At 67.6% G+C, this 11,981-nt stretch carries 6 protein-coding genes and 1 pseudogene; 3 read left to right on the top strand and 4 right to left on the bottom strand.

Going from position 1 to position 11,981, the window contains the following annotated elements; genetic code table 11:
• Positions 1-83: 83 nt before the first annotated feature.
• A complete protein-coding gene (locus OHA88_RS41760; RefSeq protein ID WP_328629427.1) occupies positions 84-2,801 on the top strand; it encodes a multifunctional oxoglutarate decarboxylase/oxoglutarate dehydrogenase thiamine pyrophosphate-binding subunit/dihydrolipoyllysine-residue succinyltransferase subunit in 2,718 nt (905 codons plus the stop codon).
• 291 nt (positions 2,802-3,092) lie between these two features.
• Here OHA88_RS41760 and OHA88_RS41765 read toward each other — a convergent pair whose 3' ends face one another.
• Positions 3,093-3,281 (bottom strand): hypothetical protein, encoded by a 189-nt coding sequence (locus OHA88_RS41765; RefSeq protein WP_328629428.1) that lies wholly within the window; start codon positions 3,279-3,281, stop codon positions 3,093-3,095.
• 302 nt (positions 3,282-3,583) lie between these two features.
• Between OHA88_RS41765 and OHA88_RS41770 the strand changes: the two are divergent.
• Positions 3,584-3,809, top strand: a pseudogene (locus OHA88_RS41770) (IS5/IS1182 family transposase); the annotation flags it as partial.
• 60 nt (positions 3,810-3,869) lie between these two features.
• Here OHA88_RS41770 and OHA88_RS41775 read toward each other — a convergent pair.
• The 3 genes from OHA88_RS41775 to OHA88_RS41785 form a co-directional block, all read right to left on the bottom strand.
• Positions 3,870-5,330 carry an MFS transporter gene (locus tag OHA88_RS41775; protein ID WP_328629429.1) on the bottom strand — a complete coding sequence of 487 codons (1,461 nt, stop codon included), beginning with the start codon at positions 5,328-5,330 and terminating at the stop codon, positions 3,870-3,872.
• Between the two features lie 787 nt (positions 5,331-6,117).
• On the bottom strand, positions 6,118-7,140 hold the full coding sequence (locus tag OHA88_RS41780; RefSeq protein WP_328629430.1) for a GlxA family transcriptional regulator: 1,023 nt from the start codon (positions 7,138-7,140) through the stop codon (positions 6,118-6,120).
• 839 nt (positions 7,141-7,979) lie between these two features.
• A complete protein-coding gene (locus OHA88_RS41785) occupies positions 7,980-9,071 on the bottom strand; it encodes a helix-turn-helix transcriptional regulator (protein ID WP_328629431.1) in 1,092 nt (363 codons plus the stop codon).
• A gap of 507 nt (positions 9,072-9,578) precedes the next feature.
• On the opposite strand from OHA88_RS41785, the gene OHA88_RS41790 reads away from it, so the two are divergent.
• Positions 9,579-11,825, top strand: coding sequence for a M4 family metallopeptidase (locus OHA88_RS41790; protein WP_443044395.1), 2,247 nt, complete (start codon positions 9,579-9,581; stop codon positions 11,823-11,825).
• Positions 11,826-11,981 lie beyond the last annotated feature (156 nt).

Consider the following 11,981-nt stretch of genomic DNA (forward strand, 5'->3'; position numbering starts at 1 on the left):
GCGGGCACGATGAGTGATGACCGGGCAGTCCGGGCGTGTCCATCATCGGTAGATCTGAATGAGGAAAGAAGGCGATCCACACAGTGGCGTCGCAATCACGCTTCGGCATCAACGAATGGCTCGTGGACGAACAGTACGAGCGATACCTGCACGACCCCGGCTCGGTCGACCAGACCTGGAGGGAGTTCTTCGCCTCCGCGGCCCCCGTGGCCGTTCCGCAGGCACGTAACAGCGCGATGACTGCGCATGACAGCACGGACGAGGCGGCGATCAAGGCGGTGCGTGTTGCCGCGCTCATCGACGCGTATCGAGTCCGCGGACACTTGGTGGCCGATACCGACCCGCTCGCGACAGGGCGGGTGGCGGCACATCCGGAACTCGACATCATGGCATTCGGGCTCCGAGACGATGACCTGCAAAGTGAGTTCGTCGTCGACGGCTTTGCCGGGCACGCCACCATGACTCTTCGCAACGTGCTGAATGCTCTGCAGGAGTTCTACTGCCGTACCGTCGGCACCGAGTACATGCACATCCAAAGCTCCCAGGAACGTCGCTGGGTCCAGCAGCGGATCGAGTCGCCTCAGCCCCGGCCGGACGTCGCCGAACAATTGCAGATTCTCTACCGGTTGGGTGCGGCAGAGGCCTTCGAGACGTTCCTGCAGACCAAGTATGTGGGCCACAAACGGTATTCACTTGAAGGCGGCGAGTCGGCGATCGTGCTGCTCGACGCCCTGCTGCTCCGCTCCATCAGGCATGGGGTGGGGGAAGCTGTCATCGGTATGGCACACCGAGGCCGGCTCAACGTTCTGGCCAACACCATCGGCAAGTCCTACGCAGAGATCTTCCATGAGTTCGAGGATGCAGTAGACATTCGGTCGGTCCAGGGATCCGGCGACGTGAAGTACCACCTCGGTGCGGAAGGGACCTATCGTGCCCTGGGCGGCGGCACCATTGCCGTCTCCGTCGTGGCAAACCCCTCGCATCTGGAGATCGTAGGGCCGGTGGCCCAGGGGGTGGTGCGAGCCAAGCAGGAGTCGGCCGCAGACGGTGGCGAACCCTTCCCCGTATTGCCGATCGTCGTCCACGGCGATGCCGCATTTGCCGGTCAGGGTGTGGTGTCCGAGACGCTGAACATGTCACAGCTGCCCGGCTACCGCACCGGCGGGACGGTCCACATCGTCATCAACAACCAGGTCGGCTTTACGACCTCGCCCGCCAACGGCCGTTCGAGTACATACGCCACCGACGTGGCACGGTCGGTCGAGGCCCCGATCTTCCACGTCAACGGAGACGACCCCGAGGCCGTTGTCCGGGTCGCGCGCCTGGCCTTCGACTATCGTCAGACGTTCCACAAGGACGTGGTTGTCGATCTGATCTGCTACCGGCGCCACGGGCACAGCGAGGTCGATGATCCATCCATCACTCAGCCGGCGATGTACGACCGCATCGACGTCAGGGCTTCGGTGCGCAAGCTGTACGCCGAGGCGCTGGTCCGCCGAGGGGACATCGGCGAGCGGCAGGTGGAAGGCGCATTGCGGGACTATCAGGGACACCTTGAGCGGGCCTTCACCGAGACCCGGGGGCTGTCGGTGCCACTCTCTCCGAAGCCTGTGAACCCTGTGGCCGCTCAGAATGCAGCCGCCCGCCCGGTGGCGACCGCGATCACGGAGGCGACCGCCCGGCACGTCATCGCTTCCCAGACCCGTATGCCGGAAGGGTTCACCGTGCACGCACGCGTTCTTCCGCAGCTCCAGAGGCGTGCCACGATGCTGGATGCGGGAACGATTGACTGGGCCACCGCAGAAACACTGGCCATAGGCTCGCTGTTGCTGGACGGGGTTCCGGTGCGGCTGGCCGGGCAGGATTCCCGCCGCGGCACGTTCGGCCAACGGCACGCTGTGCTCACCGACCGGCGCACCGGTGTGGAGCACACGCCGCTGAGCTCTCTCGGCTCGCTGGCCGCGAGCTTTGCACCCTACGACTCGATGTTGTCCGAACTGGGAGCGCTGGCCTTCGAGTACGGCTATTCACTGGCGCGGCCCGACGCTCTGGTGCTGTGGGAGGCCCAGTTCGGCGACTTCGTCAACGGGGCCCAGACAGTCATCGACGAGTACATCTCGTCATCCGAGCAGAAGTGGGGGCAGCGCTCCGGGGTGACACTGTTGCTGCCGCACGGCTTGGAAGGGCAGGGGCCCGACCACTCCTCCGGCAGGATCGAGCGATTCCTTCAACTCTGCGCGCAGGGGAACATGACCGTCGCCATGCCCTCCCTGCCGGGCAACTACTTCCATCTGCTCAGGCAGCAAGCGCTCAGCGAGCACAGTAGGCCGCTGGTCGTCTTCACTCCGAAGTCGATGCTGCGGTTGAAGGCAGCCACCTCCGGGCTGACGGAGCTCACCTCGGGCGCGTTCCGTCCGGTCATACCGGACGAGACGGCGGACACCGCTCGGATCAGGCGTGTGCTGGTGTGCTCGGGCAAGGTCTTCTACGACCTGGACGCCTATCGGCGGAGCGCTGAGCTGTCGGACACGGCGATCGTCCGCCTGGAGCGTCTCTACCCGTTTCCGGAAAAGGAGCTGAGCGCGGAACTCGCCCGATTCTCCGCCGAGGCCGAGGTGCGATGGGTGCAGGAGGAGCCGGAGAACCAAGGAGCATGGTCCTTCGTGGGGCCCTATGTGCACCGGCTGGCGAGCCGTCCCATCGAATGCATCAGCCGGCCGGAGGCGCCGGCCCCCGCCGTGGGGTCTGCCCGACGGCATGCCGGCGAACAGAAGGATCTCCTGATGTCAGCCTTCCACTGACCCTGCCACGTACGACGGCGCCGAAGACGGGCTCGCGCACTACGGCCCACGGGCCTTTTGTTCCGGACACCCCTCGGACCGGATCCGAGGGGTGTCCGGTTGCATGGGGCCTGCACGTCAGCGCCATGCCGGCGCAGCACCAGTGCCCTGGCATCCGACGGCTGTCAAGAAGTCGGGCTGCGGCCAAAGGCGCGCGTGCACAGCGACGCGGCGTACGGGCTTCGCGCAACCAACAAGTGCGTCCTGCCCCGGGGGCATGTTGTGGAGCAGCCGGCTGGCTGAGGCCAGGGCTCAGGACCCGAAGGGCCCCATGCTCTGGCTCTTGGCGTTCTGCGTGCCCAGTCCTTGTGCGAGTCCCTGGTCCACTGCCCCGCGCTCCAGCGCCCCGCGTTCCCCCGAGCCGCCTCTGCGCCGCAGTAGGACCAAGCAGCCCCCGACCGCGGCCGCGAGCACAACCACCATGGAAACAATGAAGATCATGGGTCCCCCGTTTGTCTGGCGGGACCGGCCTGTGGCCCCTTGTTGAGCTCTATTGTCACCTGCCGCCTGTTCAGAGGGAAGCCCGATCCCTGCTTGGGTGCCTCAGATCCGTTTCGGAGTACATGCCGCACTCGTGCCATCGAGTGGCTTGGGGTCAGCAGGTCGGCATTGGGGTATCGACGCGCAGGTCCCGGATGTACCAGTCGAACCGTGTGCCGTCCTTCGTGTGTGTCTGCCTGCCGGGGGGGGGTGAACGCTCGGACTGGCCGACTGAGTGCTCAGTCGCAGTAGGTGATCTTGGTGTGGCTGGTGTAATCACGGCGTCGGGGCCGTCTTGGACAGCCCCGTTCACCGGGCTGAGTCCGCGCTGCTTCGGCAAGCTGCTGACCGCGCTCCGACGCGAAGGCGCGGACGAGGTCAGCAAATGACTGCCGCGGAGCCTGCCGTTGGAGGACCCGGGCCCGCTGGTCGCCGCGTACTGGCGGACGAACCCGCCACTGCGGCAGTCTCGTGCCGCTGTTCGGGATTGTGACTCCGCCGACCCTCGACCCGCCCCTGCCGCAGGCTCAGGCCTTTGCCGGCGGCGAGTCAGGCCGCGTGCTGTCCGGTGTTCTCCGGGACTTTTCGAACTTCGGCGGCCGTCGGGTGAATCCCAAGGAAGCCGACCAACGCGCCGAAGCCCGTCAGACCGGCGGCGACGGCGAAGCTGAAGGCGTAGCCGCGCGCGGTGGCGGTCATCGGGTCGACGCCTGCGTGCTGCAGAACGGTGGCGTGGCTGGTGCCCATGGAGACCAGGGCGGCCAGACCGATGGCGCTGCCGATCTGCATGGACGCATTGTTCATACTGCTGGCGATACCCGCGTCCTCACCCGTGGCGCCGTCCACTCCGGCGACGGTGGATCCGACGAGAACCAGGCCGCCTCCCAGTGGCACGAGGATCAGCCCGGGCAGCACATCGGCCACATACGTGCCGTGCGCGCTCAGTCCGGCAAGGAAGATGTAGCCGACCGTGGAGATCGCAAGGCCTCCTCCATTCAGTGTCCGCAGTCCGAACCGGGGGAGGAGGCGCGGTGCGATCACAGTGGCGCTGAACAGAATGACCAACCCGAACGGTACGAAGGCGAATCCGGTCGCCAGCGCGGAGAAATGCAGTGTGTGCTGCACATACAGGCTGAGCGAGAAGAAGAAGGTGGCGAATCCGACGTAGTAGCAGACGCGGACCACGTTGGCGATGCTCCGGTTGCGCGAGCGTAGGAACGCGAGGGGCATCAGGGGCTGTGCCACCCGGGCCTCGACCAGCACGAAACCGATCAGGAGGAGAACACCGATCCCCACGCAGCCGAGGACGGGAAATGAGAGCCACGCACGATTGCTCTTCTCCAGCAGACCGAACACGACCAGCAGCAGGCCGACGGTGACCAGGATGGCTCCGAGGACGTCAGGCCGACCGCGTTTGGCGGCGCGGCTCTCGGAGACGAGGCGGGGGGTGGCGAGAATTGCGAAGGCGGCGACGGGCAGGTTGATGAAAAATATCCAGCGCCAGGAGGCGAGGTCGGTGAGGATGCCTGAGAGCACGACGCCCAGGGCCACGCCAACTCCGGCCAGGCCGCTCCAGATGGCCATCGCCCGCGCCCTTTCCTGTGGCCGGGTGAACAGCAGCGTCACCAGGGACAGGGCCGCCGGACTGACAAGTGCCGCACCAATGCCCTGCACGAAGCGACTGGCGACGAGTACACCGGCCTGCTGGGCCACTCCGGCGCTCGCCGACGAAAGCGCGAAGATCGCCAGGCCGATCAGGAACAGGCGTCTACGGCCCACCAGATCGCCCAGGCGCCCACCGAGCATCAGCAGCCCGCCGTAGGTGACGGTGTAACCGTTGACGACCCACGCCAGGCCGGTGCTCGTAAAGCCGAGATCCTTCTGGATGGGGGGAAGTGCGACATTGACCACGGTCACGTCGAGCAGCAGCATCACCTGCACCAGGCAGATGATGCCGAGCGCGCGCCATCTGCGCGGATCGGGTTCGAGAGTGGATCCGATCGAAGCCATGATTGATCGCCTTCTGTTCGGTGGGGCCGCCGCCGGGCGCCTCGAACGCCTTCATACGGGGCGAGGCTTCAGGCCGGCCCGGGCGTCGGGCATTTCCTGACCTGTTCAACTCGCACGGGCTGCCTAGGCATGGCCGCAGCTACGGACAGCACAGGCGCAGATTCAGCCCTCTGACGGTGGGCTCGTCCGGGGACGGCTCGCAGTCCGGTGAACGCAAGCCCTCCCGCAGCGCACCGGGGTGCAGGTCAAAAAGAAGGGACACCCCAGGATCCGGCGCCGCGATGCCTCTTCCTGCAGGCGTCGACTGCGCATGAGGACGTGGCAAAACCTGTGCAGCGCGCCCCTGTTGGCGAGGTCCAGAGGTTTCGGGCTGTCGGATAGGACCGCAGGCTCGCGAAGCCGGCCGAGTTCGGCAGATGGCTGAGGAACGCCCGGGCAAGGCAACCGGGCCCGTCATTTCTCGGAACCCCAGAGGGCAGGGCGGCGGTTGACACCTGCCTTCCCCGATGTGCCCGCTGCTGGGCCCGAGCCTGGACGGCCCGCTCACTTCCGGACGAGGGAGCTGAAACGGCCCGAGGGCACTGTGGCCGCCCTGCTCACCGAAGCTCTCTTCCAGGCATACCAGAGCGACCCGCAGGCAGGGATACGCACGGCCTCGGCGACGACCAGGCCGCGACGTGAAACCTGTGGCGAATCATGTCGTTGTGCCCACCGCACGCGCGCTTCGAGCGACAATCTGCAACGGCGTCTGTATACCGCTGTACCGGAGCTCGGCGCTGAGCCGGCCTCAGGCAGCTGACAGCTCACCGTCATCGGCCCGTTGTGCCTCGACTACGACGTCATCGCCGGGGACACCTGATTCTGTGTGTGCACGCCCCGTCGTCCGGAAGCTGGCCCGGAACGCACCAGGTGTGACACTCAGGTGTCGCACGAACGCTCTGCGGAGCGACTCGGGTGAGCCGAACCCTGTGCGCCGCGCTACGACCGGCATGGGGTCATCACCCGTCTCCAGCAGCGCCTGGGCAGCTTCCAGCCTGACCTGCTCGACATACCGCGCCGGCGTCGTTCCCACCTCTTCGTAGAAGAGCCGGGTCACGTGACGGACGCTGATGCCTGCCCTGCGGGCCATGGCCGTCAGCGTGTGGTTGGCCCCGGGGTTCTCTGCGACGGCATCCAGGACCCGTCGGAGCATCTGCTGGTGGGTGTGCGGCGCCCGGGTACGGACGCTGAATTGGGACTGGCTACCCGGTCGCTGCATGAAGACGACCATGTCCTTGGCGACCGATCGAGCGACCTCCGCACCGTAGTGCTCTTCGACCAGCGCCAAGGACAGGTCGATACCGGCGCTGACACCTGCCGAAGTCATCATCTTGCCGTCCCGCACGAAGATGGCGTCCGGTGCGACCTGCACGGAGGGGAAACGAGAGGCCAGTTCCCCTGACTGCCGCCAGTGCGTCGTAGCGCGACGGCCGTTCAGAAGTCCGGCCGCGGCCAGCAGAAACGCTCCCGTGCACACCGATGCCGTGCAGCGGCTCTTCTCGTTCAGTTGCCGGACAACATCCAAAAGAGCGTCGTCCTTGATCAGCGTTTCCCATTCCGGACCGCCCGGGATCACCAGAACGTCGCACGGCTCCTGTACATCGTCGACGGAAAGGTCAGCGCCGAGTCGGGTCCCGGCGGAGGTGATCACGTCCGTCCCGTCCTCGGACGCAATCTGCACCCGATAGCGCCCGCCGAACTCGTTCGCCGTCGTGAACACCTCGATGGGACCGGTCACATCGAGCAGCCGCACCCCCGGAAAGACGAACACTGTCACAGTGTGCGGACCTGTTCCAGGGTGCTTGTGCTTCATCGGGTACCTCCGGGCCGTGCATGGTGTGGACACCAGATCGATGGAATGCCGGCGACAGCATGCTCGCCGGCGTGCCGCCGCCACTTCGCCTCAGGATCGAGGCGAACGCCCGACGAAGGGCCAAGTGTCGAAGTGGTTGACCCCGATTGCCCGGTGCGGACCGTCGAACGTGCCCTGCAGAACGCGGCACGGAGTGTCCTGATACGTGCCGCGGGCCGCAGGATCCTGGTCCAAGGGCGGTGACCGACCCCTTGAGGCGCTGGTCGGCGAGTGCGCCCCAGAGATCAGGGACGGGGTTACCGCCGGCCCCGGCCTCGGACTTCTGTGTGCTCATCATGCGCCCGTGACCCGTACTGGAGCCACGATCGGCTTGCTACCTGCTGGGAGGCACAGCCTCCCAGTCCACTCATCGGGAGGCGCGCGAAGCTGCTGCTTCGACACCTCCTCGCACTGAGATCGCGGTGCCGTGGGACCACGGGCGCAGCGTCGAGCCGCAGACCGTCAAGGAGTGGCAGCACCGGCTGACCGGTGTCGACGCGATGCCCTTTTCCCCGTCCGCGCGGGGGCTGACGCACGGCGACATCCGCGCGCCTCTCCGAGGTCGACGACGCGAGTGTGTCCAAGCAGATGATCCGGGACGGCCGAGGGGCAGGACGAGCTTCTGGCCCCCCAGCGGATCCGGGGTGGCGCAGCCGCGAAGAACCTCGTCACGGACATCGAGGAAGCCTGCTGCTGGGCACGGTGCCTGATCCGGGACCGCGACGGGAAGTTCCCGACTTGTTCGACGCCGCCCTGGGTCACGCGGTCGTTCGTTCAGCGGGGGCCGCCCCCACCCCCGGGGCGTCCCCGAGCCAGCCTCGTTCGCGTGCCAGCAGCGCGATCTGGAAGCGGGTCCGCGCGCCGAGGAGCTCTGCGGTCTCGCTGATGTGTTTCTGGATCGTCCGTCGGCTCAGCCCCAGGACCCGGGCGATCGCGTCGTCCGTCAGACCCGCGCGCAAGAGAGTGAGGATGTCGCGCATGCGCCCCGGAGGCTGGCCGTCCGGTTCCGTCGCAGTGATCGGCGGTCGGCCGGGGCCGCTGTCCAGCGACACCGGGGTCGCCCGTTCCCAGACGCTTTCGAAGAGCGCGGTGAGCACTCCGAGAAGTGTGGTCGAGTGCACGATGAGCGAACCCGCAGACGGATCCTCCTGCCGTAGCGGCATGATGCCGACCGTCGCATCGAACACCACCAGTTTCATCGGGAGCCCGGCCAACAGCCGCAGCTCCCCGCCCCGGGCTGTTCCGCTCAGGGCGGTGCGCAGCGAAACGGTGTCGGTCATCCCGTCGGTGTCGTACACCGACCGGAGCCGCACTCCGTCAGGCACGGGGACCTCCGGAGTCGGAGCGTCCGAAACGGCTGCGGGGGCAGTCGGCACCGAGGTGCCCTCGAGGCGCGCGGACCGCGTGACGTACGGAGGTTTGGCGAGGTGGAGCACCTCGTGCCGACTGGACGCGAGCAGCTGCGCGTAGCGCACCCCGACCTGCTCGGCGCTCTCCACCACCTCGAACAGGTCGGAGGTGACGCGGCGGTGCGACGCCGAGCGGTATGCCTCGTGCAACCGCTCCATGTACAGCTCCGCCCGCGCCAGTTCCTGCCGCCTCTGGGCCAGCAGCGAACCGAGGGTGGAGCGGGGCGGGCCCGCGCTCCAACGCGTGGGCCGGTCACCTACGCGGACGACCAGGTTTTCGTTCTCCAGTGCCTGTAGGGCGCGTTCGGCGGCTGCCGAGGTGACCCCGAGCGCTTCGGCAACCGCCTCGCTGCTCAGCTCCGGCTGTGTGACCAGGCATTCGAGCACCCGGCCGGCCAAGGGGCCCAGACCGGTCCCGGCCCACGGCAAATCCGACGACACCGCCACAGCTGTCCCCCTTTCGGCGCGTTCGCGAGGCCGATCGTACGCGGTGGAGTCGGCCGGAGCGATCACGCGCTCGTTACATCCCTGTACGGCCGGGGCGGACCCGTTCCGTTCCTGTCTGTTCCTGTTCACATCTGCGCAGTTGCGCGGACCCGCACTCCGGATCTCCTTGCCTGGCGGATCGCGCCCCGGACAGGGTGATCACGAGCCGCCGACGCGACGCAGCCCGTGCCGCTTCAGCCGATACCGGCCGCGGCACTCCCTCTCGCGGCCCTCGCAGAGGGCGGTGACCAACTCCGTCCCGCACCACCGCAGGCGCGACCGCGTCGACCCACGGCTCGCGCCGCATCGCACCCCTTCACGCCGGAGGAACACCCAGCCTCTGGTTCCCCACCCCACCGGCCGTCACCGCACGTCCGGACAGAAGGAGTTACAGCAGTGCCGAACAACTTCCGTACCAACAGGGCCACGTCGCCGCGTGTCGCGGCAATTGCGGCCGTCGCCATGGCCACGTTCTTCGTTTCGGTCCTCCCCGCCTCGGGCACCGCCTCTGCCTCGGTCGGCACGGATCAGGCACCACGGCAGATCACCGCGGAGCCCCGGCCCGGCGCCCGGTCCGTCACGCTCTCCCCCGGGCAGCGCAGGAAGCTGCTCGAGGCGGCGACCGAGGCAAGCGTCACCACCGCCCGTTCGCTGAAGCTGAGCGATCGGGAGGAGCTGATACCCAAGGACGTCGTCAAGGACGCAGACGGCACGGTGCACACTCGCTACGAGCGCACCTACGCCGGCCTGCCCGTCATCGGCGGCGACCTGGTGGTCCACGAGCAGGGTGCGGCCCGTACGGTCACCAAGGCCTCGGACGCCGAGGTGTCGGTGCCGACGACCAAGGCCGCCGTCACGGCCGCGACGGCGAAGAAGTCCGCCCTGGCCGCCGCGAAGACCAAGGAGACCGACGACGCGGCCACGGACGGATCGCCGAAGCTGGTCGTCTGGCTCGGGGGCAGCAAGCCCACGCTCGCCTGGCAAACCGTCGTCAGCGGCGTGCAGGAGGACGGAACCCCGAGCAGCCTGAGCGTGGTGACGGACGCCACGACCGGCAAGCAGCTCCAGAGCGTCGAACAGGTCCACTCAGGCACCGGCCACAGCCAGTACAGCGGTGAGGTGCCGATCGGTACCACGCGCAATGGCAGCCTCTACGAGCTGACCGACCCCGAGCGCGGCGGCCACAAGACGTACGACCTGACCGGCGTCGGCGGCAGCGGCGTACTGGTCACCGACGACGACGACGTCTGGGGCGACGGAACGGCGGCCGACCGCCAGACCGCGGCCGTGGACGCCGCCTACGGCCAGCGGCAGACGTGGGACTTCTACCACGACCGGTTCGGCCGCAACGGCATCGCTGACGACGGTGTCGGCGCCTACTCCCGGGTCCACTACGGCGACGGATATGCCAACGCGTTCTGGGACAACGGCTGCTTCTGCATGACCTACGGCGACGGCCTGAACAACGCCAGGCCACTCACCGAACTCGACATCGCCGCACACGAGATGACCCACGGCGTCACTTACGCCACCGCGAACCTGACCTACTCCGGTGAGTCCGGCGGCCTGAACGAGGCCACCAGCGACATCATGGGCACCTCCGTGGAGTTCTCCGCGGACAACCCCGCAGATGTCCCCGACTACATGATCGGCGAGCTGGCCGACGTCCGCGGTACCGGCAAGCCGCTGCGCTACCTGGACCAGCCCTCCAAGGACGCCTCCGCCAAGGGCACTTCTCAGGACTACTGGACCCCCGAGACCAGGAAGCTCGACCCGCACTTCAGCTCGGGCGTGGCCAACCACTTCTTCTACCTCCTCTCCGAGGGCAGCGGGAAGAAGACCATCAACGGCATCGCCTACGACAGCCCCACATACGACGGCCTCCCGGTCGTCGGTCTCGGCCAGCGCGACGCGACCGCGGTCTGGTACCGGGCGCTGACCGTCTACATGACCAGTAGCACCGACTACGCGGGCGCCCGCGCCGCCACCCTCCGGGCCGCCGCCGACCTGTTCGGTCCGACCAGCGACGCCTACGAGGCCGTCGGCAACGCCTGGGCGGCCGTCAACGTCGGCGCCCGCTATGTGAACCACATCGCCGTGATCGCCCCCTCCACGCGGAAGTCGGCTGTCGGCCAGCCGACCAGCCGGCAGATCGAGGCGACGAGTTCCCGGCCGGGCCCTCTGTCGTATTCCGCGCACGGGCTGCCCAAGGGCCTGTCCATCAACGCGGAAACTGGCCTGATCAGCGGCACTCCGAAGAAGGCCGGCGACTTCAAGGCCGCCGTCACCATCAAGAACTCCCCGAAGGTCAAGCGCACGGTGCACTTCGTGTGGACCGTCCTGGCCTCCGGTGGTGACTTCTTCGTCAACCCGGCCCGGTTCGACATCCCCAACTGGAAGTCCATCGAGTCCCCGCTCATCGTCACGGGCCGCAAGGGCAATGCCCCCAGCGACCTCAAGGTCACGGTCGACCTGTACCACCCGTGGATCGGCGGTCAGGTGGTCAGCCTGGTCAGCGAGAACGGCACGGAGATCCCGGTCAAGGACTGGTACTGGGACACCGGCGAGGGCGAGCTGCACACCACCTACACGGTCGACGCGTCGGCGGTCCCCGCCAACGGCACATGGAAGCTCCGGGTCCAGGACAACACCCCCGGCATCTTCACCGTCGACCCCGGCTACCTCGACAGCTGGAGCCTCACCTTCTGACCGTTCTTCTCCACCGCACCGCGCACACCCGCCGCGCCCGGCCAAACGGGCGCGGCGGTAGGTGTTCCTCCTTGCCGGCGGCCGGTCGGCGGGACTGGGGTGGTGGTGATCGGTCTCGGGAGCGGCGGTCTGCCGGCGTGACAGCCCGGTGCTGTC

The sequence above is a fragment of the Streptomyces sp. NBC_00353 genome (genome assembly GCF_036108815.1).
Classification (GTDB): domain Bacteria; phylum Actinomycetota; class Actinomycetes; order Streptomycetales; family Streptomycetaceae; genus Streptomyces.